Source organism: Aequorivita antarctica (assembly GCF_007997155.1).
Taxonomy (GTDB): domain Bacteria; phylum Bacteroidota; class Bacteroidia; order Flavobacteriales; family Flavobacteriaceae; genus Aequorivita; species Aequorivita antarctica.
The window spans coordinates 16,266-42,316 of sequence record NZ_VORT01000016.1 but is presented as its reverse complement, the minus strand read 5'-3'; the positions used below and the strand labels follow the sequence as shown (position 1 = coordinate 42,316).

28 protein-coding genes are annotated in these 26,051 nt (G+C 38.1%); 12 read left to right on the top strand and 16 right to left on the bottom strand.

What is annotated here, in order from left to right; translation table 11 throughout:
- Positions 1-42: 42 nt before the first annotated feature.
- The 9 genes from ESU54_RS16280 (at position 43) to ESU54_RS16245 (ending at position 5,703) form a co-directional block, all read left to right on the top strand.
- A complete protein-coding gene (locus ESU54_RS16280; protein WP_111844881.1) occupies positions 43-1,074 on the top strand; it encodes an RHS repeat-associated core domain-containing protein in 1,032 nt (343 codons plus the stop codon).
- Between the two features lies 1 nt (position 1,075).
- The gene (locus ESU54_RS16275) at positions 1,076-1,531 is read left to right on the top strand and encodes a hypothetical protein (protein ID WP_111844882.1); all 456 of its coding nucleotides are present in this window, start codon (positions 1,076-1,078) and stop codon (positions 1,529-1,531) included.
- 167 nt (positions 1,532-1,698) lie between these two features.
- The gene (locus tag ESU54_RS16270) at positions 1,699-2,706 is read left to right on the top strand and encodes an RHS repeat-associated core domain-containing protein (protein WP_111844883.1); all 1,008 of its coding nucleotides are present in this window, start codon (positions 1,699-1,701) and stop codon (positions 2,704-2,706) included.
- A complete protein-coding gene (locus tag ESU54_RS16265) occupies positions 2,696-3,238 on the top strand; it encodes a hypothetical protein (RefSeq protein WP_111844884.1) in 543 nt (180 codons plus the stop codon). The genes ESU54_RS16270 and ESU54_RS16265 overlap by 11 nt, the downstream gene beginning before the upstream one ends.
- A gap of 269 nt (positions 3,239-3,507) precedes the next feature.
- Positions 3,508-3,681, top strand: coding sequence for a hypothetical protein (locus ESU54_RS17890; RefSeq protein ID WP_160113286.1), 174 nt, complete (start codon positions 3,508-3,510; stop codon positions 3,679-3,681).
- Positions 3,682-3,715: 34 nt separating this feature from the next.
- Complete coding sequence (locus tag ESU54_RS16260) at positions 3,716-3,919, top strand: hypothetical protein (RefSeq protein ID WP_111844886.1); 204 nt, start codon at positions 3,716-3,718, stop codon at positions 3,917-3,919.
- Positions 3,916-4,224: a hypothetical protein gene (locus tag ESU54_RS16255; RefSeq protein WP_111844887.1), complete on the top strand. Its 309-nt coding sequence runs from the start codon at positions 3,916-3,918 to the stop codon at positions 4,222-4,224. Before ESU54_RS16260 ends, ESU54_RS16255 begins: the two co-directional genes overlap by 4 nt.
- Positions 4,225-4,602: 378 nt before the next feature.
- A complete protein-coding gene (locus tag ESU54_RS16250) occupies positions 4,603-4,839 on the top strand; it encodes a hypothetical protein (protein WP_111844888.1) in 237 nt (78 codons plus the stop codon).
- 618 nt (positions 4,840-5,457) lie between these two features.
- Positions 5,458-5,703 carry a GIY-YIG nuclease family protein gene (locus ESU54_RS16245; protein ID WP_111844889.1) on the top strand — a complete coding sequence of 82 codons (246 nt, stop codon included), beginning with the start codon at positions 5,458-5,460 and terminating at the stop codon, positions 5,701-5,703.
- Positions 5,704-5,820: 117 nt separating this feature from the next.
- Here the strand turns inward: ESU54_RS16245 and ESU54_RS16240 are convergent, their stop codons facing one another.
- The 3 genes from ESU54_RS16240 to ESU54_RS16230 form a co-directional block, all read right to left on the bottom strand.
- Complete coding sequence (locus ESU54_RS16240; protein WP_111844890.1) at positions 5,821-8,097, bottom strand: hypothetical protein; 2,277 nt, start codon at positions 8,095-8,097, stop codon at positions 5,821-5,823.
- Between the two features lie 338 nt (positions 8,098-8,435).
- On the bottom strand, positions 8,436-9,281 hold the full coding sequence (locus ESU54_RS16235) for a helix-turn-helix domain-containing protein (RefSeq protein WP_111844891.1): 846 nt from the start codon (positions 9,279-9,281) through the stop codon (positions 8,436-8,438).
- Between the two features lie 210 nt (positions 9,282-9,491).
- Positions 9,492-11,651: a peptidoglycan DD-metalloendopeptidase family protein gene (locus ESU54_RS16230; protein ID WP_111844892.1), complete on the bottom strand. Its 2,160-nt coding sequence runs from the start codon at positions 11,649-11,651 to the stop codon at positions 9,492-9,494.
- Positions 11,652-11,906: 255 nt separating this feature from the next.
- Between ESU54_RS16230 and ESU54_RS16225 the strand changes: the two genes are divergently transcribed.
- Complete coding sequence (locus ESU54_RS16225) at positions 11,907-12,611, top strand: DUF1826 domain-containing protein (RefSeq protein ID WP_111844893.1); 705 nt, start codon at positions 11,907-11,909, stop codon at positions 12,609-12,611.
- Positions 12,612-12,776: 165 nt separating this feature from the next.
- Here the strand turns inward: ESU54_RS16225 and ESU54_RS16220 are convergent, their stop codons facing one another.
- Entirely contained in the window at positions 12,777-13,637 is an 861-nt protein-coding gene (locus tag ESU54_RS16220; RefSeq protein ID WP_111844894.1) for an OmpA/MotB family protein, read from the bottom strand.
- 399 nt (positions 13,638-14,036) lie between these two features.
- Entirely contained in the window at positions 14,037-14,213 is a 177-nt protein-coding gene (locus ESU54_RS16215; RefSeq protein ID WP_111844895.1) for a histone H1, read from the bottom strand.
- 84 nt (positions 14,214-14,297) lie between these two features.
- On the opposite strand from ESU54_RS16215, the gene ESU54_RS16210 reads away from it, so the two are divergent.
- Positions 14,298-14,507: a hypothetical protein gene (locus ESU54_RS16210; protein WP_146744008.1), complete on the top strand. Its 210-nt coding sequence runs from the start codon at positions 14,298-14,300 to the stop codon at positions 14,505-14,507.
- A gap of 98 nt (positions 14,508-14,605) precedes the next feature.
- Here ESU54_RS16210 and ESU54_RS16205 read toward each other — a convergent pair whose 3' ends face one another.
- The 9 genes from ESU54_RS16205 to ESU54_RS16165 form a co-directional block, all read right to left on the bottom strand.
- Entirely contained in the window at positions 14,606-15,196 is a 591-nt protein-coding gene (locus ESU54_RS16205; protein WP_146744009.1) for an HD domain-containing protein, read from the bottom strand.
- Positions 15,183-15,674: a DUF2231 domain-containing protein gene (locus tag ESU54_RS16200; protein WP_111844898.1), complete on the bottom strand. Its 492-nt coding sequence runs from the start codon at positions 15,672-15,674 to the stop codon at positions 15,183-15,185. Before ESU54_RS16200 ends, ESU54_RS16205 begins: the two co-directional genes overlap by 14 nt.
- Before the next feature lie 205 nt (positions 15,675-15,879).
- Positions 15,880-16,584: a rubrerythrin family protein gene (locus ESU54_RS16195; RefSeq protein WP_200830112.1), complete on the bottom strand. Its 705-nt coding sequence runs from the start codon at positions 16,582-16,584 to the stop codon at positions 15,880-15,882.
- Positions 16,585-16,684: 100 nt separating this feature from the next.
- Entirely contained in the window at positions 16,685-17,152 is a 468-nt protein-coding gene (locus tag ESU54_RS16190) for a DUF2231 domain-containing protein (RefSeq protein WP_111844899.1), read from the bottom strand.
- A gap of 77 nt (positions 17,153-17,229) precedes the next feature.
- A complete protein-coding gene (locus ESU54_RS16185) occupies positions 17,230-18,603 on the bottom strand; it encodes a sensor histidine kinase (RefSeq protein ID WP_111844900.1) in 1,374 nt (457 codons plus the stop codon).
- Positions 18,600-19,268 (bottom strand): response regulator transcription factor, encoded by a 669-nt coding sequence (locus ESU54_RS16180; protein ID WP_111844901.1) that lies wholly within the window; start codon positions 19,266-19,268, stop codon positions 18,600-18,602. The genes ESU54_RS16185 and ESU54_RS16180 overlap by 4 nt, the downstream gene beginning before the upstream one ends.
- A 270-nt stretch (positions 19,269-19,538) precedes the next feature.
- Positions 19,539-20,513, bottom strand: a complete 975-nt coding sequence (locus ESU54_RS16175; protein WP_111844902.1) for a permease — start codon at positions 20,511-20,513, stop codon at positions 19,539-19,541.
- 18 nt (positions 20,514-20,531) lie between these two features.
- Complete coding sequence (locus ESU54_RS16170; RefSeq protein WP_111844903.1) at positions 20,532-20,768, bottom strand: thioredoxin family protein; 237 nt, start codon at positions 20,766-20,768, stop codon at positions 20,532-20,534.
- A 51-nt stretch (positions 20,769-20,819) separates the two neighbouring features.
- Positions 20,820-21,125, bottom strand: a complete 306-nt coding sequence (locus ESU54_RS16165; protein ID WP_111844904.1) for an ArsR/SmtB family transcription factor — start codon at positions 21,123-21,125, stop codon at positions 20,820-20,822.
- A gap of 351 nt (positions 21,126-21,476) precedes the next feature.
- On the opposite strand from ESU54_RS16165, the gene ESU54_RS16160 reads away from it, so the two are divergent.
- Complete coding sequence (locus tag ESU54_RS16160) at positions 21,477-23,174, top strand: AMP-binding protein (protein WP_111844905.1); 1,698 nt, start codon at positions 21,477-21,479, stop codon at positions 23,172-23,174.
- 199 nt (positions 23,175-23,373) lie between these two features.
- Here ESU54_RS16160 and ESU54_RS16155 read toward each other — a convergent pair whose 3' ends face one another.
- Both ESU54_RS16155 and ESU54_RS16150 read right to left on the bottom strand, forming a co-directional pair.
- Positions 23,374-25,152 carry an efflux RND transporter periplasmic adaptor subunit gene (locus tag ESU54_RS16155; RefSeq protein WP_111844906.1) on the bottom strand — a complete coding sequence of 593 codons (1,779 nt, stop codon included), beginning with the start codon at positions 25,150-25,152 and terminating at the stop codon, positions 23,374-23,376.
- Positions 25,153-25,256: 104 nt separating this feature from the next.
- Positions 25,257-26,048: a cation transporter gene (locus tag ESU54_RS16150; protein ID WP_111844907.1), complete on the bottom strand. Its 792-nt coding sequence runs from the start codon at positions 26,046-26,048 to the stop codon at positions 25,257-25,259.
- Positions 26,049-26,051 lie beyond the last annotated feature (3 nt).

Sequence of the window (26,051 nt, the reverse complement as noted above, 5' to 3'; positions counted from 1 at the left end):
CCTAAATCTAAGTTCTTTCACATAAAATCCTATCCCTTCGGAATGCTCCAGCCCGGGCGGCATGCGAACACTTCCGATTACCGCTATGGCTTCCAGGGACAGGAGATGGATGATGAAATAAAAGGCGAGGGCAATTCCCTAAATTACACTTTTAGAATGCATGACCCAAGAGTGGGTAGGTTCTTTGCGGTTGATCCCCTAACAATGCAATATGCTCACTATTCTCCTTACAGTTTTGGTGGAAATAAAGTTATTGAAAATAAAGAGCTTGAAGGACTGGAAGAATATCATTACACAGTAGAATTTGACGATAATGATGAACCAATCTTAAATCTTATAAGTGTTAATGATTTTGTCGATGTTAATAGCTTAACTAGCTTTCTTCATACTTTGACATTTGGTTTAACAGATGCTCCACCAGTAAATCCTTACGAAAGGCACATAGTCCATTCAGGAGAATCCATAAATTATTTTTTCGATGGTGGGCAGTATGGTGCTGGATTTCATGAAGAAGAAATAAACATACAATATTCTAGTAAAGCCGATTTAATTTCTGGATTAAGTACAATAAAAGAGGATTTAGCCAGTAGAAAGAATCTGATTGAAAAATCAATTACCATCGGTCAGGCATTGAGTACTGTTGCCTCGGAACAACAACATTATGGAACTGGTGCTAGAGTCAAATCAAATAAGTCAAATACATCCAGAAAAATAAATTCTCAAGGTAATAGCTTAAAGAACAGTCTTGTTCCCAAGGTCGGAGGTGGAGCGAAACTTGAGAATTTAGCTCAAGGGTATATAAATCGAATTCAAAAGGTTTCTAACAAATATGATTTAGAAATAACAGTTGTCGGGAGTAGAGCAAAAGGTACTGCTGATGATTATTCAGATTGGGATTATATTATTAAAGGAGGTAATTCTAAAACGAGAAGTTCAGCATTATATGCTTTGCCAAAGAATCCTAAAGCTGTAAAAGGAGGTGACACTAGAAAGGGTTCCGAAGAATTAAAAGGCGTGGAAGTTGATAGTAATGAACCTCATATCACATTTACACCAGAAGAAAATCCGAATTAATATGAAAGATAGTTTAATTGAGATCGACATTGAAAAATATTCAGAAATTAAAAGTCTTATTTTTTTAGATTCTGATCAGAAGTTTTTTGTGGGTAGTTTTACAGGGGGCTATAAATACGGCAGTCTAGGGAATAATGACGGTCTATATATATATTCAAAATTAGTTGCTGTTTATTTCCTTTATGACACTTTATCCGCATTGGTCCTGGATTTTAGAAATTTGGATTATTCTTTTGGGAATACATTACTAAAATCTTTGAACTTTTTTTATGAAACTTGCAGCGATGATGATGAAAAATTAAAAAAAATAGCTGTAATAGTTTCTCAAAAGAACAAAATTGCGATTGAAGAATTATTAAGACTTGTTAAAGAAAATAATTGTGTGATTTTTAATGATTATGACAAAGCATTGGCATTTGCATCATTAGAGGCTACAAAATACTTAACTAATGAGTAAATTAAATAACGAATATAGGTTTTATAATAAGAGATTTTTACCTCTGCTAACGCTCGTTCGTGACGAGTTCCTTTACGCGTAAGAAACCAAAAGTTAAAATAGTATTGATTGCAGCTTTTTGTAATTTTATATCCCGTTCTTTCACATAAAATGTTCATTCCTTCGGAATGCTCCAGCCCGGGCGGCATGCGAACACATCTGATTACCGTTACGGCTTCCAAGGGCAGGAGATGGATGATGAAATCAAGGGAGAGGGCAACAGTCTAAACTATACTTTTCGGATGCACGATCCGCGGGTTGGGCGGTTTTTTGCGAGAGATCAACTTGAAGCTAAGTACCCATATTTGACACCTTATCAGTTTAGCTCCAATCAACCGATTCATGCTTCTGAATTAGAAGGTCTTGAATCTAAGATGGAACTAAATGCAATGCAGGGCAGACCTATTTTAGAAGGAGTTCCTTTTATGAATGAGGAACAAAAAGAAGAATATAAAGCTGGAATTAAAGGAACAGCATTAGGTCTTTTAGATTTACTCAATCCAGTTAATTGGTGGGAAGCAGGGGAATACATGTTTAGGGATATGTGGGACTATGGCACTGGAAATGGTGATGTTTTTGATAGATCGGTTGCAGAAATGGATGCATTAATTAATGTTTTCAATAATTATGGACAACTTACTATAGAAGAAAGATCTAGGTTTGAAGCAAATTTTATGGCTTCTATCATTTTCTATAAAAAGATGCCTAAACTAAGAGTAAGTTTTATAAACTCTTCGGGATTAGCAAAAACGAGAGCTTATAGCTATGCAAAGTTATTACAGCAAACTCGCTCTATTAAGAAAACTCCTCGTTCTGTTACCGCGGTATATGATAAGTCTACTGGAAGGGTTTATCTAGGAGAAAGTGGAAAATTAAAATCAGGAGATAATATACATCCAGATTTAAAGAAAATTCTTCCAGAAAAGAGTAGTGAAAAATGGGATGTGGAGAACTGCTCTGAATGTGATGCATTAAATCAAGCTTTTAGTGACGGAGTTAAAGTTCAAAATATAGAAATACATACTGTAAAAATCGACAATAGAACTAAAGGAGGCGATATTATAGATTTTCCTGCCTGTGAGAATTGCAACACTACAACAAAAGACATGATAAATACTAGCAACGATGGAGGTTAATGATTTAGAAACAGAATTAAAGAAAATATCCATTAGAGGACGGGTAGCATATGGATTAAAATGTATTTACAATTATATTGAAGAAGATAACGTAACTCTTTTTAAGCCAGAAATAGAAAATATTCTAGCACAGATAAAGGAATTTTTAGTACTTGATAAGTTTAATGTATGGGAAAAAAAAATAAGGGAATATACGCCCTCTTCAATACTTGACACGCATCCGGACAATGATTTTAGGGATTATGAATACGTAAATGTTGAAGAGCTTAGACGAATTGAAAATGCTTATAGAAATCTGCCTAATTCATTGATTAGCATAATTGAGAATACAATAGCTATTGAAACAAACAACTTATATGGAGGAGTCATTGGATATAGTTCCGTTACATTAGACCCTTTAATGGAAATTATTTCTATTATGCTTGAAAAAAATATAAAGCTTCCTAATATTAATTTATTTAAACAATATAGCTTTTTGCAAGATAATGGATGGGGGGAGAAAATAGAAAATTTCAATGAAATTATAAGATAAAGTTCCTACCTTATCCGCTATAATATCTACGATAATTTACGATGCAATGTCACATTTATGGGATTATGCTGGAAGGGTAATGTTCCACACTAGGACATAGCCAATTACTAAGATGTAAATAATTTTAGATGGAGTTAGTGTATGAGTAGTTGAAATAGGAAATTAAACAAAACATCTATCATTAGTTTGATAGACTTTTCTATTTTTACACTACGTTCTTTTATATAAACAGTGAAAACTATATAGACTGTTAAGTCTTCGGAATGCTTATGCCGGGATGGCATGCAAACACTTGCGATTACCGCTATAGCTTCCAGGGGCAGGAGATGGATGATGAGATTAAAGGTGAGGGAAATTCTCTAAACTACACCTTCAGGATGCACGACCCTAGGGTGGGAAGGTTTTTTGCGGTGGATCCCCTTGCACACGAATCCTTGGTATAGCCCATATCAATTTAGCGGTAACAGACCAATTGATATGAAAGAGCTTGAAGGACTTGAGCCTACATCAGCAGGCAAAGAAGAAGGGCAACGACTAGTTGCAGGAGAGGATGGGTCTTTTGCCCAAAAACAAGAGGCGAAATCCCAAAACCTTGGATTTGGCACGATGGAGGGGTTAATCAACCCGATGGCACTACAACTTGTGCGAGTTGGTATGCAGAGGAAGGTTATGCCAATATGATACAGCCAATGGCAGTTCAATTTGCTGAAACTATGGGTTGGCAAAGAGGAACTACTTGGAACGAAGCAAAAGAACTGATAAGTAACCCAGGAAAACCAGATTTAAATAATATGTCTCAAGAAGAAATGGACTTCTTTTCTTCTAGAGAGTTTGCTTCTGGTTATGAAACATTCTTATATCAATATGGAGCAAGTACAATAAATTCAGAGAATAAAGCTAGGTATTATAGTGCTACAGGCCATATAGTTTCTGACGAATTTACTTCCCCATTCTTCATATTTGGAGGTGCTCTTAACAATTTATAACCCCTAAAAACTATATTTTCAGAGTTGTTAGACCAGATGAAAGTGTTAAGCTAGGTTTATTTGCTAAAAACCCAAGTGCTACTTATACAATAGAGGGGCACGTATTAAATGATTCTAGAACGAATTTTAGAAGTCAATTTATATCAACAACCAAAGATTTAAAAGTCGCTAAAATTTGGGCAGAAAAAACTTTTAATAGAATAGTAAAAATAAATATGAAATATATCAAAGGTAAAGTCTACGATATATCTCAAAGCAAGGTCAAAAAGTATATCTGAAGGGTAATACGGCAAAAAACTTTGCTGATAAATCGAAAGAAGTACTGATTGAAGGTTCAGTTCCAGCAAAAGGAGTTAAAACAGTTAAAAATTAGAAATTATGACAAAGTCAATTTATAAAGATATTGAAGAGTTATTGATTGGAAAACATTGGATTTTAATGGACTTAAGGTATGGAGATGGGTTGAAGAAAGATAAAGCTGATATGCTTCTCATTAAAGTCGAATTGTTGGAAAATACTGAGACTATTCCTAAATCTTTTTTTGACCTGATAATTGATTCTATTGTTGTAATAACATCATCTTTTGATACAAATGAAGATAAAACAGAATATTAAAATTTTTAGACACTTTTACTGATAAACTTAAAAGTAATCCAGGATAAAAATTATATTATTATTGACGGGGAAGCTACTGTGAAAAATAGCTTTTTAGTTGAGAAGCCTTCTCAGAATTTTAAATTCGAAAAAAGAAGAAAAAACACTAAATTATTTTATAAATTAGTTTAAAATGTTAAAAAGTCACCTATTCGGTGCGCATAAAAATTTGTCCTTTTGAAACCCCCTATATATAAGCGTTTCAACGATTAAGTTCTGTTCCCTCCGGCTCCACCTACGCCCTCCGTAGCTTTGCGTTTTTTAGCAAAGCGAAGGAGGGCTTTTTACATTTAGTACACTTAACATTGTTCCCGTTTGAGGGCTTCGGTGGATGCCGATCCACTTTTATTTAAAAAATAATGATCTATTAAACTTCAAACCTTTGCGTTTTTCCCTCGCTCTCCGAAGCTTCAGCGAAAGAGAACCCTCGCTCTCCGAAGCTTTACGCATTTCAGCAAAGCGAAGGGGGACGCTCTCCGAAGCTTAGCATAAAAAAATATTTTCCTTATATTTTATTATAAATTTCAAAAGTTATTTCTTAATTTTAAATAACTCCCCATAATTTTAAATCTACAAATTATGGAATTACCCTACGCAGTGTATATTCTTAAATGCGCCAATGGGAAATATTATACAGGATATACCACAAATATTAATAACCGACTTGTTGCCCATAATAAAGGTGAAGTTTCCTTTACTAAAGACAAACTTCCCGTAACACTTGCGCACCTCGCTCTTTTTATCAACAAACAAAAAGCTTACGATTTTGAGCGGTATTTAAAATCTGGTTCGGGCATTGCCTTCAAAAACAAAAGATTACTCTAAAATACCCCCGCCCTCCGTAGCTTTGCGTTTTCAGCAAAGTAAAGGAGGGCTTTTATATTAAAAAAACCCGTAAAACTGAATTTACGGGTTTTTACTTTACTAAGTATCTAGTTAATATTAAGGTTCCAGCGCAAAAGCCACTGTCCTACCATAGTCTTTGGCAACGCGCCATATACCGTCCGTAGCCGTAGAAATTATGTGCAATGTTTCAGCAAAGGCCGCTTTTCCAGCTCCATTCTCATAACATTCGCCCAGTAATTCCGAAGGATCAAAACTCTTGCTGTATATACCAGTTATGGTATCTAAAGTATAGCCAGAGGCACTGTCTATAACCATTCCTCTTGCATTGGCTATAGGTACTCCTCCACAGCTTCCTTTTACCACTCCAAAACTGAACTCAGCAAAATTGGTGGGATGGACTGCCTTAAAGGACAGCTCAAGTTTTGCCTCTACCTCATCTATTGTGTATTTTACAAATCCGCAACAGTTAGAGGATGCAGGCTCGCCATTTACTTTTACAGTGTAAATATCGCCTACGCACTGGCCATTGTCAATCCTTATGAGCATATTGAAGGCATCGGCATTCGTAGCTGTAGGATTTTCCAAAAGAACGTTGGGCGCATTCTCGCTATACCTGGCATCATCATGCCTTGGGGTTTTAAAGTTAGCTTTTGGAATGTTTTGTAGTAGATTTCCCGCTTGGTCAAACAGTTCCAGTTTCAACTCGTATAAACCATTTTCGAAATTCTCAACAGCAGTAGTGTCATACTGAATGGTATCCATATAATAGGTCTGTTGGTGCCAATGTGGATGGGAGGTCGCAGGCACATTAAAGGGTGCCATTGTTGGCTCTTCCGGTGGAATGATGTACAGGTTATCATTGGGACCTACGGTAAATGGTCCAAGTTTCTTACTCTCCGGTGCCCATTGCCAGTCGTCGTTGCTATCCTTATAGCGATAATCATATCCCTTTCTTACCTCACCTCCTTTAGGCGGCAAGGCCTTATAAGTATCGCCCACAGAGACCAAATCAGCATTCGCACGCTGTCTATAGCTCCAACGATAATAATAAACATTTGAGTTCGGCAGGGCTGGTCCAAAGCCCATTCTTAGGATCGGGCTTCCCCCAAAGGGTCTTTTGTAGTCATCTATCGTCGTAATTAGGAAACTGTCCCCAGCGGCGTCTGCATCAGTAAGCCCAATGCGGTCATAGGCTACACCCTGGCCTGGAGGCGCCAACAATTGATGCCCCTGTTTTATATGGGAAACGCTGGTATGGCCCACAGTGCGTATCCATACATCTTCGCCAATAAGCTCACAATCGCAGCAACAATCGCCAGCTACCCTAGGATGGGTTAAATGAATATTGATATCGGAACCACACACGTAGTTCCAACGGGTATTACATGGGATGGGTGGCTTGTAAACCGTAGTCCACACTCCGTCTATCATATATTCAACCCAAATATAAATATCAGGTTTATCGCCAAAGCAATTGTAGTAAATATTCTTTTCAAACCTACCAGCTGCATTGGTTTCTACTACTGCCAATTCCTGGCAACGGTAAAAATAGGGCCACCACCAAGGCCAAAAGCAGAACCATGGATGCAACAAAGCATAGTTTTTCACTATGGTATCTCTGATAACATTTAAGTTACCAGAGGCAAATTGTTGTTTTATTTCAGGACCCAATTCAGGTAATTTGGAAAAGGTTTCCTTCCGCATTTCCGGAAGCGATTGCGTCTTGAAAATATTCTCTTCACTTGGCCCAGCAATCATTGCAAAGCGCTCGATTCGCTGATAAGGGCCAGGGTCTGGAATGGGAATGGGCACTTTGAATTTAGGATTTAATATGGCATCCGGCACCTTGGCGATAATGTGATCCGGTATTTTATTAATCCAAAACAAAATAGGGTCAATTTCACATATATGAACACGCGCCCGGCATACAGGAAGGTCTTCCCAACCATTGCCAAAGTGGAACCATTTTGACACCTTTCCGCTTACGCGACATTTACACTTGATCCAGAAGATGGATAGTCTCTCTGGAATTGGTAAGATATTTATACCTTGGTTAGCGTCCAGCCTTAATATAGGCTCATAAGCTTTATAGTTTTGTAACTCTTGCGTAGTGCTTATGTGAGTTATTTTTTTATCGGAAGCTGGGGCAATAAATAGCCTAAGCTGCTCTGGGTCTATCTTCAATTCTCTGGTTCCTTGAGATATTTTCTCTAAGTTGAACTCCAAGATATTGTCTTTCACATATTGCCATTGCAGCAATATTCCTCTGCAATTAAATAGAAAGCCAATAAGGGGTAGTTCTACTTGAGGAGGTTGTTCAAAATCTACACGGATTTTGAAATTTCTGTTTTGGTATTCAGGATTCTTTGCCATGGTTATTACTTTTAGGTTAGCGCCTACTCTATTTCAATTTGGATTTTGGGCATACTCCATTAATTAATATTGCTCTTTGACAAAATCAATAAGCGTTAGAATCATTAATTGGGAAGTCTCTTTTCGTATACATCCAATAGCACAAACAAAATGATTCGTTTAGAGGAGAGAAAGTCTATTGGCTTTAATACCTTGATTTGAGCCCATTAAATTACTAAGTGTTCTTTATTTGTAATAGTACAAAAGCGACAGTTTATTTTAAGAAAAGGGCCTAACAAAGAAACAAGGTTCATTACTGGTTTATGAATAGCCAATTTTAGCTGAAGGGTAGCATCTACCTAATTCATCCTGTTCAAATTTTCAATATGAAGTGCAGGCAGGGAGATGTTTTCAAAAAGATTCGTCGGACTGGTACCCGCAAATTTTATAAAGTCATGAACCATGTGCATTTGGTCGTAGTAGTCACAATCTAACGCAATGCTGGTCCAACATTTGTCAGGAGCCATTAACTTTAACTCTATGGCGCGATTGAAGCGTACCAAACGGCAAAACATTTTTGGGGAAGTGCCCACCTGTTGTGCAAATTTCCGCTCAAAATTGCGCAAACTCATATTTGCCAAAGAGGCGTATTGTTCTATGGAGATAGCACAATTGGAACGCAATATGGCATCAGCTACCAAGGCCAGTCCCTTTTTGGCAGCTCGTTCTTTGCTCTTGATTATATAAGCCTCTAGAAATTCATCGGTCAGCGCTGCCATTTTATTAATAGTTTGTGCTTGTCGCAATTGTTCACAATGCACGGAGATTTCTTTGCCAAAGACAGTCTGTGCATCCAAAATATTGTTTGTGAATTCCTTTAATGGCAGCCTTAAAAGGCTATGGAATCCATGGGGGGTGAAGTGTATCCTAAAAATTAAATACGCGCCTTTATATCTCCAAGTTCCATTAAAACGGGTGGAGAGCCCTTTTAGTAAAGTGCGTTTCGATTCATATTCAGGGGACTCATTATGTGTTATGACCATACTTTTCGGTAGCGCATTGAGAAAGAATAGCAAGCACATCTCGGGTCCAGAGTAACGGGGGCCGCAACGCTCCAATTGATGAGTGTTGAATTTTAAAAGGCTATAATTCCGCACAAAGGGCGACAAGGAAACACAGGGTGGTATGTTTACTATTTTGGGCATTATATATATTAATATTATTGATTGACCAGCCTTTTTTATTCCTAGGTTTTCTAAGAAGTGTTTTATTTATAGTTATAGTAGCTTATGAAACAAATTCACACATAGAGTTTACCAAGCCAATAAAAAGAAATGGCAGGCTATTGTTGCAACTATAGTTTAGACCTCACATCCATAGAGAGCAAAATATTGCCTGCCTTTCTTTTAGGACTACTATTTTGACCAAATACCTTCGTAATGTGCCTTGTTGCCATCCTCATAGCCCACTACACTGCGGGTAAGATAGCCTTTGGAAAGCATATCGGTATATTCGGTTTGGTATTGCGAGCCGGAGAGATGGTGCTTTTCCCACCACGAATTATAATCGGGTGCATTTTTGTACCATATTCCGCTCAATAGCGGCTTGCCGCCTTTCAAGTAAGCGTCCAAATAAACAAGTTTGAACTTTTTCTTATCTGTATAATCCTTAAAGGCATCTTTAAAGGCTTGCAGGGTCATATCTGGACGCAGGTAAAAACCACCTGTGTTTTTCTTTTCCCAAAGAGCTGTAACATAGGTTTTAGAACCTTTGGAAACACAGGAAACGTTTGCAGGCACCCAGCCAGCCTTATGGTGTTTTTCAAAATTGGCTTCGTGCCAAGCAAGGGTACTGCCGTGGTAGGCCATCCACTTCACTGAACTGTCCTTTTTCCAAACCGCTGCGTAGCGTACTTTACCGCTTAAGAGATAGGAATTTATATTAATGAGCCTATATCCAGCATTGGCCCATTTATCAAATTCGGTTTGATATTTCTTTCCGTCCATATGATGGCGGGCTACCCACGCCACATTTTTTGAAGGACGGAAAATAACATTGAAATAAGTTTTTCCGTTCACATCAAAACCGTCCACCCAAACAGGGTAATAGCCACAGGTCCATATCTTGTCGAATTCCTCCTGATAGTTTGCCTGATCTATGCCGTGTTTGGCAACCTCGCCCCAATTTGTTGGGTACTCACAATAGGGATGATCCATTGACACAAAACAGGCCTTGCTTTTTTGTCCAGGGATGCCTTGAGTGTTAAGCTTGGACCAATTGATATTGGACTTAGGAGTTTTGTAGAATTCCTTCCCTATTGTATAACCAGTATTGAACAGTAGCGGCCTAAAGGCTCCGCTGTCTGGTTCGCTATCGTTTTTATAAGCTTTTATATGTATATGGAGGTGCGGCCCACTGGAATTGCCCGCATTTCCTGCTTTCCCCAGAACGGCACCTTTTTTAACGGTTGCACCGTTTTTCAACAATGAACTGGTAAGTGAGCCTTTCTGCATATGAGCGTATAGGGCGACCACATTGCCATGTCGAATGTAGAAATGGTTTCCAGAGCCGCCATAATCAAAAGAGCCCCAAAGTTCGGCTTTTTGTTTTGCCATTCCCTCATCGGAACCGTCGGGTTTCCAATTGTTGGGAATGTTGTTTTCAAAATGCAATACGGTACCGTCTGCCATCGCTCTAATTGGTTTTCCCCAGATGCGATAGTCTTCATTTTTACTCCCGTCTTTGTTTGGCAATAAGCCACGCCAAGCTTTGTCCTTATAGGCTTCCACACCCAGATCGTAAGCAAACACTTGGCTTCCGCCGCCGTGCATAGAATAGCCAGATACATATTCCTCATCGCCAAAGTCAGCCTTATCAAAAGGAAGGGCGAGGGCATGGGAATAGGGTTTTAGGTTTTTGGTAACAGAGAGGGCTCCACTGTAATTTTTAAAGTGAAAGCTCAATTTTACCTTGGTCGGAAACGGCACTTCCAAGAAAACCACATCGCCATTTTCGTGATATTCGCGGCTATTCTGCCAGTTTGCGGAATGGTTGGGTTCTATAAGCAGTTTGTCGGCGGGTAGATACACGTCCTTTTTTACAGTGGTGTTGCCTTTTTTATATTCTAGCACCACTTTGTCCAGATCTACTGTTTCGGTTCCTTTATTATAGACTTTAACCCAAATGGAAAGTTGCGCCAGAGGCGTCTTTTGACTTGTAAAACCTGGCGTGGGGTGGAAAAGAACAACATCGTTTTCTGTTGGTTCCATTGCAAATTCAATGTTTGCAGGGGCATTGGCGCCTCTTTTAAAAACCTCAGCATTAATCTTTCTGGGGTCAAAGCGAATTGGCTTATCCTCCGTAAATTTAAAGTGCCTCACTTGGGCAATAGTCCCTACCTTTTTAATAGTGGCAGCGGAAAGCTTTCCTGGTTTTACAATTGGGGTTTGTGTAACTCGGGTTTTTAATCCCGGTTTGGTCGTTCTCTTTGCAGCCGTTTCTTTGACAGCGGCTGATTTTGTAACGGGTGCCTTTTTTACTGGTACCTTTGTCTTAATGATCTTTTTTGCGGTCATTTTACTAAAATTTAGAAGTTGAACAATACGTAAGAAACTAATGGGGTATTAATGCCAAATAAAAAGCGAACTGCTTAAAAGAGGAGTTATTCAGCTACTATCTAAAAATTGATGATTATTGACGTAAATTTAATAAATTATTGAATATCAGATACTTTTATAACTATTTTTCTTTAAAAAAATTGTTTAAGCTATAGCAAACTTGATCAGAACCAATTCGATGCGCTATAATATAATTGTATTCCCTTAATTCCAATGAAAAAAAAGTTGCCCGCTACCCCCACCCAAATTCAAGAGGTTACGAGTTTTCAAGACCTAGTAGCTACGCCATTTCAAGGAGCTGTAAATGCGTTATGCTGGAACCGCACCTTGAAAGGGGATTTCTCTGAGATTGCAAATAAACTAGTCTGCAACGGAACTATGGCGACCATTAGTTCAGCCGAACTGCTCGAACTTCAGTTAAGCGAACAAGGCCAGCTTGCTCGTGAAACACTGTTAAACGACTTGAAACTATTGGAAGGCTATGGCGCAGCTCCCATTCTAAATGTAATTGAGCATTATGAGCGCGATGAAGACTTTCCCTGGTTTCCAACGGATGTTTATTCCTTTCATGTAGATCGGTCTCCCGTACCAACCGATACATTTTTATGCACCTATTACGGCGCGGCAAGTGATTTTTTGCCAAATGAACAAGCCATCCAAAAAATCCTTATTCCCGAAATACGGGCCGAACTCAAAAAACTCTATCAAGGAGAGGAAGGTGCAGGTTTTGAGGATTTTTTAAGTGAATATTTCTTTGATCTACACTACCAAGCAACCCCAAATGCACAGCCCATCAATTTAGGGATTGGCAACTTATGGCGCTTGGCAGTGGATCACCCTGAAAGCAAAGTACTCCCCTGCGTGCACCGAGCCCCTGAGGAAAAAGATGGGGAGCGGCGTTTGTTGTTGATTTGCTAGGTTGGATTGCTAGATGGTTGGATGGTTAGATTGTTGGACGGTTGATGGTTGTACTTCCAACTTCTATTCACCCCTCTAAAGCTTACCTTTCAGTATGACCTTAGATAGAACTTAATAAAAAACCCAGCCTTTAGCGCTGGGTCTTATATTTTAAACTAGGGCGATTTACTTACCTCCAGCTTCAAGGTTTTTCATTTCCTTTTCAATCATATCATAAAATTGATCGATTTTTGGAAGTATCAAAATACGCGTACGTCTATTGGTTGCTCTATTTTCTGCAGTATCATTTGGCACTAATGGCACGTAATCGGCACGACCGGTAGCAATTAATCTAGAGGGCTCCACACCCAAGTTTTGAAGTTCCCTCACAATGGCGGTGGCTCTTTTCACACTTAAATCCCAATTGTCTAACAACAAGCCATTGCTATAAGGCACATTATCTGTATGTCCTTCTACCATGGCCTCAAAGTTAGGTTTACCGTTGATTACTTTAGTAACTTTACCTAAGATTTCAGTTGCTCTGTTTGAAATTTGATAGCTTCCACTTTTAAACAGTACTTTGTCTGAAAGTGAAATATACACTACACCTTTTTCAACATTTATTTCAATATCGGGATCGTTTATACCCACTTCACGCTTAAGGCTGGTAACAAGGGCAAGGGTAACACTGTCCTTTTTGTTAACAGCATCTTGCAAACGAGTAATTTTGAGGTCTTTTTCTTTTAAGCTTTCCAATGATTTTTCTAAATTGGTAGCTCCCTTAGAAGTTAACATGGTAAGCTCTTTGGAGCTTTGTATGAGATCGGAATTTGTTTGTTTCATATCGGCTAAACGACCCTCAAGCTCCTTGGCACGAGCCATAGAGGCAGCCCGCTCTGTTATACAGTCATTGAGCTTAACCGTTGCAGTGTTCAATAAATTTTGAGTGTTCTTTTGTTTTGCTTCAAGTTCTACATACTTCTTTTTTGACACACAGGAAGTAAGAACAAAACTTGAACAAAGCATTAGAATTAAGAATTTTTTCATAATTTTTAGGTGTTACTTTAGATAATTTATTCTTTCCCTAATATACTCAAAATAAGCTTCATAAAACTGGTATTTACTAGTAATTTATCTATTCGAAGTGAAAAAATTTTCCCCTCTAGCACACTTTTACCCGAAAAGCGAAAAGCGAATAGCCAAGAGCGAAGAGACCTCGCTCGTAGCTCGCTTCTAATTTCCCTCGTACTTCGTCGTTCGTACTTCGTACTTCTCTCACAACCTGAAACCAGAAACCAGAAACCAGAAACCAGAAACCAGAAACTAACTAAATAAAAAAAGGCCAGTGTTAGCCACCAGCCTTTTCATTAGAAATATAACATCAGCATTAGTATCCTGATAGTTAAAAAGTGTTTCAATAGAAGTAAAAAAATAGATTTACTACTATTATTTTTTTGATTCCTCGATAGAAACTTTTCTGAATTGTTTTAATAATTTTTCCAATTCAAGCGTAGATTTTCTCGCTCTTGCCCCTGCAGCTTTAACTCCTTTTTCTGTAAGCGAATTGGCCTCTGTTGTAAAGGCTTCAAACTCAGCATTGATTTTCTCGATTAAGTCTTTCATAGTATAGTTTTTAAAATTAAAACACGAAAATACAGTTTGACATGCATAACTAAAAGAATATTAACCAATATTCTTTGTGGGGAGGTGAAAGTAGCGACTAGCGAAGAGCGACGAAGTACGAAGTGGGAAGTGGGAAGTGGGAAGTGGGAAGTGGGAAGTGGGAAGTGCGAAGTGCGAAGTGCGAAGTGGGAAGTGGGAAGTACGAGGTACGAAGTGGGAAGTACGAATTTAAAAATGGGAAGTACGAAGTACGAGGTACGAAGTGGGAAGTACGAATTTAAAAATGGGAAGTAGTTTTTGAAATTTGGAACTTCCCACTGTTAACTTTTAACTCTCCAACACTCGTCTTCCAAAGCGCTTTAACAATGCGAACCGACTTGGAAATGCTATTTTTATTTTACTTTTATCAATTGTTTTAGCTTGTTTAAATTTTTCTGCTTTCCTTTTTCCAAGACTTCGCTGCCATATGAGGTTTTGAATTGGTGCTCTTCCAAAAATTTTATATTGAATCGCCGCCATTCGTTGTCGGTCATAACAATGCCATAGATCAATTCCCATTCCTTTCGCAAGCGTTTATTCCTATACAAGAAATTGGGTTTTCCCAAGTGGAACAAATCGGCATCACAGAGTACTTCCGCATACATGTTATGGGGGTTCTGCGGCATTTTTGTAGCGTCTATGCAAGAGAGGACCACTTCAATTTCTTCCTTGCTACTATTTGTTTTCGTCAGATATTGCTCGGCAAGCCTTTTGCTTACTTCCTCGTGGCCTTCATAGGTTTCCGAGAAGCCAGTATCGTGAAAGCAAGCCGCAATAGCAATAAAGTCTGCTTCTTCTGATTGTATTCCCATGGCATCTGAAATCAGAAAGACATTGTCAATTACCTCTTGAGTATGTGCAAAGTTGTGAAAAGGCAGGGCCTTGCATTTACTACTTTTAAGTATGTTTGAGCAATAGCTCGTAACACTTTTAATCGTCATCATCGTTATTATGCGAATCCAGTTGAATTAAATTATTGGCATCGCTTCTAATTTCAGCATGTACAATTTCACCCCCACTTGTACCCACAAATTTTGACATAACAATACTGCTTATAGACAGGAGCAGCACCACAGTAAAACCATATTTAGCAAAAGCGGATTTTTTGTAGTGAATAAGCATGGTCACTAGGGAAACACCCCCCAGAATCAACATCATCGTATAAAAAATTTCTGCTTGTTCTTCATGTGCATGGATAAGGGTTTCACTGACTCCCGGTAGATTCTCTACAATTTCCTCTGCTCCTTCCCCTGTAAAAAAAGCAGCAATAGCCGCTAGGGCACTAAAAATGAAAATACCCAATGCCATTGTCTTTACTTGGGAGCTCTTTGAGAAATAGCCTGTGAGCAAGACCAAAAACCCAATCAATACTCCCACTATGGGAAGGTGGGTTACTACTAAATGAAGATGTGCGTCGTTCATGATTTTTATATTTAGATTGTTAAATTGTGTACATGCATTGATTTGTACTACCTCAAAAGTATATTGAGTATCTAAGAGATTTCTAAGCGGTTTCTTAAGATTGGCTTAAGAATAGTATTCTGGAAAACCACAAATAACAAAAACCCCGAACATCGTCCGAGGCCTTTGCCAACTAATCAACACTATAAAAAACCAAAATCTTAAACTATAGTGAATCTATTTTTATAAATAATTTGGAATTTGTCATTGATATTTCACATCTTGCTGGAGCAGTTGTTGCGTATGTGTTTCCACAAGTTGGACATAGATAATATAGCGAAGGCAAGGATTTTACATTTCCATCTTCCAAAGCTTTTAAGGCATTTATATAGAAATCCCTATGCTTTTGCTCCACTTTATACGCATAAGTCAAACTTATTTGTGCCATATAATTTCCTGCAGCATGGGCATCTTTTATAAAATTAGGATACATGGTATTAAACTCATAACTCTCGCCTTCAATGGCATCTTTTAAGTTTTCTTTGGTTGAATTTACAGTAAATTCCGGTGTAACGTCTGGGGTTTTCTCACCCATTCTATCCAACACAACCTTATGATTATTGGCGTGTATCAATTCTGCTTCAGATGCCGCTTTGAAAAGCATCGCAATTTCAGGATAGCCTTCTTCCACCGCTTTTTTACTAAAAGCTGCATACTTAGCATGTGCTGTAGTTTCACCCTTAAACGCATCCTTCATGTTCTGAATAGTTGCTATTTGAGGGTCTTTATTTTCCGTTGTATCGTTCATAACCTCTTGACCTATTTCTTCAGTGGATTTCACTTCAATTTTGTCAACATTGTCTTTACAAGATTGAAAAAGCATACTTGAGAATACCATTCCAATTGCTAATACTACTACTGATTTTTTCATTTTATTTATTTTTAAATTATATTAATTATTGAGTAAATGTATGGCCACATAGCTGTGGGTTTTCTTTATTATTTCTTAAGAATTGATTAAAAAATTGATGTTAGTCGGTGGATTGATCTCCAAAATCTGGCAGTGTCAATTCAATACCTGCTCCATGTTGAAAAACCAATTGCCCGCCTAAATAACCTGTTCTGGCAACCGAACCTACTAAAGCAGCAAATAGAAAAATGCCAACCCATTTTGTCCATGTTCTTTCATATTTGAAGTAGTATATTGCCACACGAAATAATGCGGTAATAATAGCAAGCCATAACGTTATGACAGCAGCTTCTTCGTGAAGTTCCATGGGTTCTTGTAGTATGCCATCTGTCATTCCGCTTCCTGCATAACTTCCGCTAACGTAGGCTACTATAGCACCTACAGCACCTAGAAGCAAGAGATAAAATGCAGCATTCTTGAAAAATGGCTTTTTACTGATAAGCGCTATGATTTCTGAGAGAAAACCAACTAAGATTAAGGCTATCGGAAAGTGGATAACCATTGCGTGAATGTGGGGTGCTGTTAACATTTTTATGTGTTTTTGAATTATACATCAAATGTAGCAGCGCAAACTAAGGCTGGGCTAAAGGAATTCTTAAGATCTGCTTAAAATTCAATCGTGAAAGTGGTTCCTACACCAAATTCACTTTCTACGTGAATTTCGGCACTTATGGCATCGGCAGCCTTTTTGGCTATGGAAAGACCCAAACCGTTTCCTGAAATGCTTTTATGATTTAGGGCATCCGACCTGAAAAAGTGGTTGAACAAGTTGTTCAAATCCTCTTTTTTGATACCTATCCCTTCATCTTGAACCTTGCAAACAATTTTAGAATCAGTTTCCACAATCGCAATGTGTAGCATCTTATTCTCCTTGGAATATTTTATGGCATTGCCGATAATGTTGTCTAATATTAGGTTAGAATAATACTTTGGCACAACACTTACTAGGGCAGCACCCTTATGAAAATCTATTACAAGTTTTTTTTCTGATATACTTTTCTTACGCCTTGAAAGAATTTCGTCTATTAAAGTGGGTAAAGGAACTATGGATTGGTCCACTGTTTTTGAGTTAGCATCTAACCTTGCCAGAAGTAAAAGTTGTTCCAAGGTGTCAGTTATTCGGTCTATTTCCTTAAGACTACATTTGATTTTCTCCTCATATTCCGCCCGCTCCCTTGGTTTTCGAATCAATACCTCAAGCGTGCCTTTTAATGTTGATAAGGGGGTGCGCAATTCATGGGAAGCGTCTGAGGTAAATTGCCGTTCGCGTTCTAGGGTGTTTTCAATACGCTGTAATAATTGGTTGATGCCCGAGGACAATTCATAGAGTTCGTCTTTGTTTTGCGGCAATACCACTCTTTCATTCAAATTATTCTGTGTAATCCGCTTTGTTGTTTCGGTTATAACTTTTACTGGTATGATGCCTCGCCCCGCCAAGTATCTTGAGATAAAATACAATCCCACTAAAAGAAGTAAATAAGAAACAATCAAAACATTCCGTAGGTTGAGTAATACCATCTTAGATGATTCCAATGACATTGCAGCAAGTATAAAACCTCTTATTCTGCCATTTTCCTCGATAGGCACTTGTACTTGCCTGATGGCTTTACCATTCAGTGTTGCGTTAAAATGACCCCCGTAGTTTTGTTGTGGGTTAAAGATGAGGACATCATTTTTAAGGTTAGGCGATTTGTCGATAAAGTTGCCTTCTTTATTCAGTATTTGAATAAAGACAGGGTTTACTTGAACTTCCCGATGCTCTCTTTGTTCCCATCCCTTTTTATTTTTTATTTTTATGCTATCTCCTACAATTTTAATTTCTCCAGTATGCTTCTCAGCTTCAAAAGATAGGTCGTTATCCAGATTTTGAAAAACCGTTTCCTGCACTACAAAATAAACAGCTGTAAAAGCCACGGCCATAATCACGGCAGTGGCTATCATATAATATAATGCAATTCTATTTTGAAAACTTAAGTTCATATTTCTTTTGCTACATAGCCAACTCCACGAACGGTTTGAATATAGTTTTCATCTTCCCCTAGTTTTAATTTTTTGCGAAGGGCATTAATATATACGTCAATAACCCCAGTGTTGTATTCAAAGTGAATATCCCAAACACTTTCAATGATTCGGGATCTTCGGCATACTATACCTTTGTTGCGCATGAGGTATTCCAGAAGCGCAAATTCTTTTTGCGTTAGACTGATTACTTCCTCTGCTTTAAGGACTTGATGTGTTGTAGTATTCAGGGTTATGTTTCCAAGTTTAAAAATGGAATGCTCCCCAGATTTAGGGCGTAGTTGCACTTTGATTCGTTCTAAAAGCTCTTCAAAATGAAAAGGTTTCTTTATATAATCGTTAGCACCGGCTTGGAGCCCAAAGATGGTTTCATCAACAGTGTCCTTTGCTGTTAAAAAAATGACAGGGGTATCTTTAAATTCCTTTCTGAATTGCCTACAAATTTCGATTCCGCTCATTCCTGGTACCATCCAATCCAATAGCAACAAATCATATTCCCCCGAAAGGGCCAATTGAAGGCCTTTCTTCCCTTCCTCGGCAATATCTACCGCATATGACTCCTCCTCTAACCCTTGTTTGAGGAAGTTGTATATACCGGGTTCATCTTCTACGATTAAAATTCTCATCGAGCAAAAGTTACAATTTTTAATTAAGCTAAGATTTGGTATTTCTTAAGATTGGCTTAAAATTTATCAAATACTATTCGACCGTATTTATGTCTTAGTGTTGCTTCTATTTTATGATTTTTAAAATTGCTGCTAACACATTGATATCCAATCAGATTATAAATTTCAAAATATTTATCTTCAATGCTTTACGAATCATACCGAAAGCTATCGGATGGCTCTTGGTTCTAGCAGCGAAGCGGTCTTGTTTCTTTTTTCGGACAATACTGGTTATAATATTAAATTGAATATAAATCCTGAAATGATGATCGCGAGAGTAACAATGCCAAAAAAGATGGCCATTAACTTTAAGGACATTACTTTTTTAAGCAAGGTAGCTTCGGGAATGGATAAGCCTACTGTTGCCATCATAAAGGCAATGGCCGTTCCAAGTGGCACTCCCTTTGCAACAAAAACTTGAATAACAGGAACGATTCCCGCGGCATTGGCATACATTGGTACGGCAACAATTACTGCAAGGGGAACCGTCCACCACTCACCACCGCCTAAATACTGATTAAAAAAGTTTTCGGGAACATAGCCGTGCATAGTTGCACCAATAGCAATACCAATGATCACATAAATAATAACGCCTTTAACAATATCCCAAGCTCCTCGTGTAATTTCAGGCAACCGTTGCTTGAAAGTTCGTTTTTCCTCCTTGTATTCAGCTTGTTGCATTTTGTTTTCAAGAATCTCTTTCACCCAATCTGAGAGTAAAGGTTCGAGATTGAATTTGCTAAGCAACCAACCACCAAGGGTACCTAATAGAATACCTGAAACAGCATAAATTAAAGTAACTTTTACGCCAAACATTCCAAGAAACATCGCCACAGCAACTTCATTAACTAAAGGCGAAGTAATTAAAAAAGAAAAGGTTACGCCCAGCGGAATTCCACCTTGCACAAAGCCAATAAATAACGGAACCGAAGAGCAGGAACAAAAAGGCGTAATGGCTCCAAAAACAGACGAAAAGAAATATTCTAAACCGTAAAGTTTCTTTTTGTTGAGGTAATTTTTAAGTTTTTCAATAGGAAAATAGGCATTTACAATTCCCATTAAAAAAACAATAAAAAACAGCAGAATGAGAATCTTAATTGTGTCATACACAAAGAAATTCAGGGCTGTGCCTAATTGTGTATCAGCTCCTATCTCAAAAACAGAATAAATCAACCAATCTGCTATGTGTTGTAACCAATCAAACATGTTTGCTTACTTATCTGATTAACTTAATAAGGTCAAAACCTCGCCTTTTGATGGCACTCTACCTTTTATTGTAATCACGTCATCTATTACCAATGCAGGGGTGGTCATTACATTGAACTTCATGATTTCCATTATGTCCTCCACTTTTTCGATAGTAGCATCAATATTGTTTTCAGTCACGACATCCTGAACTACCCCTGTCATTGATTTGCATTTTGGACAACCTGTTCCTAATATTTTAACAACTTTAGTCATATTATTTGTATTAGTTTATCGCCAATAGGCGATATGATTATTAAAAAAATATCAATCAAAAAATTGCTGAAATAAGGTTTTTGCAATGTTCCAGTTTTCTTGATTGATACAGTATTTTATTTTTGGCGGTTTTAATTCTCCCTGAATAAGACCAGCGCTTTTTAGTTCTTTAAGATGCTGAGAAACTGTAGATTGAGCCAAAGGCAGTACATCTACCAAATCGCCTGTAAAACAACACGATTGGTTTTCCAGATGTTTTAGAATGACAATACGCGTTGGATGCCCTAAAGCTTTGGCAAAATTTGCCAAAGCTTCGGTATCTTCTGTGTATTCAATTTGTTTTGAGCTTCTTTTCATATTTCTTTTCCTTACTGTGCTTTTGGAGTTTTAATTTCCTTTTATAGATCGCCTACTATTCTTGAAATTATTCCTTTTTCATTTTTAAAGGCTGCTCGTAACCAATTACTTTGGTGCATGTAATGATTGTCTAAATAGTCATCTTCAAATTTTGACATTTTTTATCTCCTATTTTACCATCGTAAATTTACGATAGGGTCTTAAATTGAAATATGACTTTAGTCACATTTGCTTATTTTTTTCAATACTATTTTTTCATTAAATAAAAAGAAATCCGAACCTATAAGCTTCCCATAAAACCCATTGCAGAACTGACAAATATTTATACTTTTAAAGAAAATCAGACTGTTTATGAATACTCTTGAAATATACCGCCGCGTGGCCCAAGCCATAGCGGAGCGGGACTTTGATATTTTAGATCAATTAAAGCCCATTAAACCCACTCATTTTAACTGGGTTACCGATGTTTTTGAGCCGCTTAATGTGCAACAACATCCCAATGATTTGGCCTTGATATGGAAATATAACGACCAACAGCAAACCTATACTTTTGCCGAACTCGCTGCGCGTAGTAATCAGTTTTTAAATTTTATTCGGAAACATGACGTGCAATATGGAGATAATATATTTATCCAATTGCCATTGGTGCCACCCAATTGGTATAGCTATTTAGCTTGTATAAAAGGAGGAATAGTAATCATTCCCGCTGCCACGAGTTTGGATGTGCGCGATTTGGAATTCCGTTTTAAATCTGTATTTCCCCAAGTTGCTTTAGCCGATCAAGCGAATGCCGAAAAAATTGATAAGGCAGAAAAAACGACTGGTAAAAAGATAAAAGTAAAAATAATTACAGAAGGCACTCGCGAAGGGTGGGAATCTATAGATAACATTCTTTCTGAATCCATTGAGGCGGAGGGTGCTAAAACCCAAAGTGATGATGATCTGTTCTATTTTTTCACTTCTGGTACTACGGGCATGCCTAAAATAGTAGTACATACCCACTATGGTTATCCAATGGGACACCTTACAACCACCACATGGGTGGGTATGAAACGAGGAGATTTGCACTACAATATTTCACAACCTGGATGGGCGAAGTTTTCATGGAGTAGCTTTTTTGCCCCATGGAATGTAGGTGCTACTATACTTGGTTATCACATAGATCGGTTTGATCCGAAAGAACAATTACAAACACTACAAGATTTAAAAGTTAATACCTTTTGTTCGCCACCCACATCGCTTAGAATGTTGATACAGGAAGATTTGAGTGCTTATACATTTTCGCTTAGGGAATGTGTGGCTGCTGGCGAACCTCTTAATCCTGAAATTATAGAGGTTTGGAAAAAAGGCACAGGGGTGCTTATCAGGGATGGTTATGGGCAGACGGAGGCTACGGCTTTGGTGGTCAACTTACCCAATAGCAATGTTAAATTTGGATCTATGGGTAAGCCTACTTTTCTTTATGATATTGTAATAGCCGATGACGATGGCCAGCAATTAGAAACCCTAGAAGAAGGAAATATTTGTCTGACCCACAATAAAGAAAACGTCAATGGACTGTTTAAAACATATTTAAATGATACGGGCAGGCATCAGTTGGTTTTTAAACACGGCCTCTATTATACTGGAGACAAAGCGTATAAAGATGAAGAAGGCTATTTATGGTTTGTGGGCAGAGATGATGATGTTATTAAAGCTTCCGATTTTCGGATTGGCCCTTTTGAAGTGGAGAGCGTACTCTTAGAGCACCCAAAAGTATTAGAAGCAGCGGTAATTGCCAGCCCCCACGCCTTGCGTAGCAATGCCGTTAAAGCCTTTATAATCTTGGCACCAGAAGTTAAACTTACGGCTGAAGTAGCACAAGAGCTGTTTGATTATTGCGAGAATCAACTGGCACGCTACAAAATTCCTAGAATTATTGAATTTACCCACGAATTGCCCAAAACGATTTCTGGTAAAATAAGAAGAATTGAACTCCGCGCCGAAGAAGCACTCAGCAAACACAAAAAGGAAAAACGCCCTAATGAGTTTTATCATGATAAGTATTAATTATCTTGGGTAGCGGTGAGTAGTTGGGGAAGGGTAATTGTATAAAATTAATCTCAAAGGTGACCGAGTGAATTTGAAAAAGCGACAGCGATTTCAAATTTGCCTGTGCTGAGCTAAGTTTACCCTGAGCAGCTTGTCCTGAGCGGAGTCGAAGGGCAGTCTAAGGGTCGAAGTGTATCGAGGCCCCGACATCAAAAGATTAGTCTATTTCACCGGTAACACTTCCGCAGTCTAGCATTTCGGCTCCAAAATATGGATTGCGTATTTCCTTATCCTTACTCAACCAATACGCGCCCAGATTGTTGTTTGCCATGGGGCAAAATTCCACATAGACTTTTTGGTTGATGCCAAAGGTTTTTACGGCATTTATTAAATGAGCTGAAAGATGCACAAAGTGTTCCCTTTGTTTTTTAATGTCTGATGTTTTGGATATTGAAGTAGCTGCTTCTTTTAGTTCTTTATCCAATTGCATCCAGTGATTATGTGCATTTTGATCTTTTAAGAGCTTCATATCAACCTCTGAAATTCTCTTAAGCAAATCGTTTGCGCCTTCCTTGGCAGATTCAGCATTGTCCTTTACCAAGGCATCTTCTAAGACGATGTAAGCGCCAAAAATACCTTTGAGCTGTGTTTGGAATTTTGCAGCGGTTTCCAATCTTTGGTTATGCGCAATGTGGTCTGACGTTTCTATCTTGGTTGTATTTCCCATACCTACATGTCCTTCATGGCCGGTCGTTGTTTTGCCTCCTTCGGTATTCATCATGCTTTTTTTACCTTGTAACTGGGCAGCGGCATCAACCGTAAAGGTGCCATTGGTTACCACTTCTTCTCCATTTCTTAGTCCATCAACAATGTTATAAACATCGCCATTTTTAGTGCCCAAGGTTACTTTACGCATTTCAAAAACAGGCTCGTTGGGATTTGTTTTTACATACACCAAGGACCTGCTTCCTGTCCATAAAACCGCAGTGGCGGGAACGGTTATCTTTGCTTGGGCTGCATTGCCTTTGGACATCTGTACTTTTGCGGTAACGAACATTCCCGGTTTCAATATATCTTCTTTATTGTTCAAGGTTGTCCTCACTGAAACGGTTCTGGATTTGGTATTCAAGACTGGGTCTATAAAAGATACCGTCGCTTCAAATTCTTTGTTGGGATAGGCATTGGTGGTAACTGTTATTTTTTGGCCTTCCTTTAGCTGTGAAATTTGATTTTCATAAGCGTCAAACATTGCCCATACGGTACTCAGATTGCTCACTTTTACAATGGGTTGTCCTTGTTTAACATAATCGCCTTCCTCTGCCATTTTTTGGGAAACCGTACCTGAAACCGTTGCGTAAATGGGGAAATTCTCACGTACTTTTCCCGATGTCTCTATTTGATTGATTTGACTTTCTGATAGTTTCCAAAGTTTTAACTTGTTGCGAACAGCATTATAAAGAGCGGGTTGCGAAGCTTTCATAGAAGTTGCGGTTATAAGTTCTTGTTGTGCAGCAACAAGGTTGGGGGCATAAATAGTGGCTAATAATTGCCCTTTTCGGACTTCTTCGCCCGTAAAATTGACGTTCAGTTTTTCAATACGGCCTTCAAAATAACTTGCCTGAACGGCGTTGGCTTCTTCATTGGCCATTATCTTTCCAGAAAGTAACATTGTGTTTTCATCCGTTCCCGACGCATTTCCCACAATAGTAGTTTGGATGTTTGCCAATGCCATGGCGTTTTCTGTCATTTTAATCTCGTTCACTGCAAGGCCATCCGCACCTGATTCCGCAGGAATTAAATCCATCCCACAAATGGGACAATCGCCTGGTTCGGGTTGCATAATTTGTGGGTGCATAGAGCAGGTCCACATTTGGGTCTTGGCTTCAGCTTTTTCTGTTTTGTTGCTGTCTGAACTTTCTGAAGAAGTCCCAAAAAAGACATAGCCCATGACTAATCCTACGGCTAAAATTGCGATATAAATGATGTATTTTTTCATCTGTATAAAATATTTGTTTTTTAAAGGAAGACGTAATGACCTGTTATACACCTTCGGTTGATTTACCCTTAGTTAATGGGCATTCCATAATTATATTCTTAAATTTATTTTCCCAATTTCAAAATATTAATAGCTCCTTTTGTTACTATTATAAACACGATCGCTCCAACAATTAGATCAGGAATTCTAGAATTTGTCCATAGTACCAAAAACCCTGCGATGATTACTCCAAAATTTATTATTATATCATTGGATGTAAAAATCATACTAGCTTGCATATGTGCTTCATTGCTTTTGGATTTTTGCAATAAATAAAGACAGGCTGCATTTGCCAACAATGCTAGTATTGATACGATTATCATTGTTAAAAAATCTGGCGTTTCCGTTTTTGAAAAAAAACGCCTTACTATTTCCATAAATCCAATAATGGCTAATAAAATTTGGAAGCCTCCAGCCATGGTAGCGATATTCTTTTTTCGGGACAATGAACCGCCTACTGCAATCAGGCTCAAACCATATACAAATGAATCTGCAAGCATATCAAGACTGTCTGCCACCAAACCCATTGATTTTGAAAGCCATCCAGTTGTTATTTCAATTATAAAAAAGAGGAAATTGATAGCCAATACGGCCCAAAGCAATTTGCGTTGATTTGAAGGTTCATCAAAAATCACCTCATCAGTAGTAATTGTTGTTATCAATTGCTCATTAAATTTTAAATCGCGTATAGCACCCTCTATTTTCTGAAGATTCCCATTGTGATAGACCACTAATGTCCTATTGGTAATATCAAAATCCAGTTGTTTTATTTGATGAAACCTTTCCAACTTCATCCGAATAATTGATTCTTCAGAAGGGCAATCCATCTTTTGTATTTTGAAAATTGATTTGTCCATTAC

Coding starts and splice junctions, on each gene's coding strand:
- ESU54_RS16280 (WP_111844881.1), top strand. CDS start 43: ATGCTCCAGCCCGGGCGGCATGCGAACACTTCCGATTACCGCTATGGC.
- ESU54_RS16275 (WP_111844882.1), top strand. CDS start 1,076: ATGAAAGATAGTTTAATTGAGATCGACATTGAAAAATATTCAGAAATT.
- ESU54_RS16270 (WP_111844883.1), top strand. CDS start 1,699: ATGCTCCAGCCCGGGCGGCATGCGAACACATCTGATTACCGTTACGGC.
- ESU54_RS16265 (WP_111844884.1), top strand. CDS start 2,696: ATGGAGGTTAATGATTTAGAAACAGAATTAAAGAAAATATCCATTAGA.
- ESU54_RS17890 (WP_160113286.1), top strand. CDS start 3,508: ATGCCGGGATGGCATGCAAACACTTGCGATTACCGCTATAGCTTCCAG.
- ESU54_RS16260 (WP_111844886.1), top strand. CDS start 3,716: ATGAAAGAGCTTGAAGGACTTGAGCCTACATCAGCAGGCAAAGAAGAA.
- ESU54_RS16255 (WP_111844887.1), top strand. CDS start 3,916: ATGATACAGCCAATGGCAGTTCAATTTGCTGAAACTATGGGTTGGCAA.
- ESU54_RS16250 (WP_111844888.1), top strand. CDS start 4,603: ATGACAAAGTCAATTTATAAAGATATTGAAGAGTTATTGATTGGAAAA.
- ESU54_RS16245 (WP_111844889.1), top strand. CDS start 5,458: ATGGAATTACCCTACGCAGTGTATATTCTTAAATGCGCCAATGGGAAA.
- ESU54_RS16240 (WP_111844890.1), bottom strand. CDS start 8,097: ATGGCAAAGAATCCTGAATACCAAAACAGAAATTTCAAAATCCGTGTA.
- ESU54_RS16235 (WP_111844891.1), bottom strand. CDS start 9,281: ATGCCCAAAATAGTAAACATACCACCCTGTGTTTCCTTGTCGCCCTTT.
- ESU54_RS16230 (WP_111844892.1), bottom strand. CDS start 11,651: ATGACCGCAAAAAAGATCATTAAGACAAAGGTACCAGTAAAAAAGGCA.
- ESU54_RS16225 (WP_111844893.1), top strand. CDS start 11,907: ATGAAAAAAAAGTTGCCCGCTACCCCCACCCAAATTCAAGAGGTTACG.
- ESU54_RS16220 (WP_111844894.1), bottom strand. CDS start 13,637: ATGAAAAAATTCTTAATTCTAATGCTTTGTTCAAGTTTTGTTCTTACT.
- ESU54_RS16215 (WP_111844895.1), bottom strand. CDS start 14,213: ATGAAAGACTTAATCGAGAAAATCAATGCTGAGTTTGAAGCCTTTACA.
- ESU54_RS16205 (WP_146744009.1), bottom strand. CDS start 15,196: ATGATGACGATTAAAAGTGTTACGAGCTATTGCTCAAACATACTTAAA.
- ESU54_RS16200 (WP_111844898.1), bottom strand. CDS start 15,674: ATGAACGACGCACATCTTCATTTAGTAGTAACCCACCTTCCCATAGTG.
- ESU54_RS16195 (WP_200830112.1), bottom strand. CDS start 16,584: ATGAAAAAATCAGTAGTAGTATTAGCAATTGGAATGGTATTCTCAAGT.
- ESU54_RS16190 (WP_111844899.1), bottom strand. CDS start 17,152: ATGTTAACAGCACCCCACATTCACGCAATGGTTATCCACTTTCCGATA.
- ESU54_RS16185 (WP_111844900.1), bottom strand. CDS start 18,603: ATGAACTTAAGTTTTCAAAATAGAATTGCATTATATTATATGATAGCC.
- ESU54_RS16180 (WP_111844901.1), bottom strand. CDS start 19,268: ATGAGAATTTTAATCGTAGAAGATGAACCCGGTATATACAACTTCCTC.
- ESU54_RS16175 (WP_111844902.1), bottom strand. CDS start 20,513: ATGTTTGATTGGTTACAACACATAGCAGATTGGTTGATTTATTCTGTT.
- ESU54_RS16170 (WP_111844903.1), bottom strand. CDS start 20,768: ATGACTAAAGTTGTTAAAATATTAGGAACAGGTTGTCCAAAATGCAAA.
- ESU54_RS16165 (WP_111844904.1), bottom strand. CDS start 21,125: ATGAAAAGAAGCTCAAAACAAATTGAATACACAGAAGATACCGAAGCT.
- ESU54_RS16160 (WP_111844905.1), top strand. CDS start 21,477: ATGAATACTCTTGAAATATACCGCCGCGTGGCCCAAGCCATAGCGGAG.
- ESU54_RS16155 (WP_111844906.1), bottom strand. CDS start 25,152: ATGAAAAAATACATCATTTATATCGCAATTTTAGCCGTAGGATTAGTC.
- ESU54_RS16150 (WP_111844907.1), bottom strand. CDS start 26,048: ATGGACAAATCAATTTTCAAAATACAAAAGATGGATTGCCCTTCTGAA.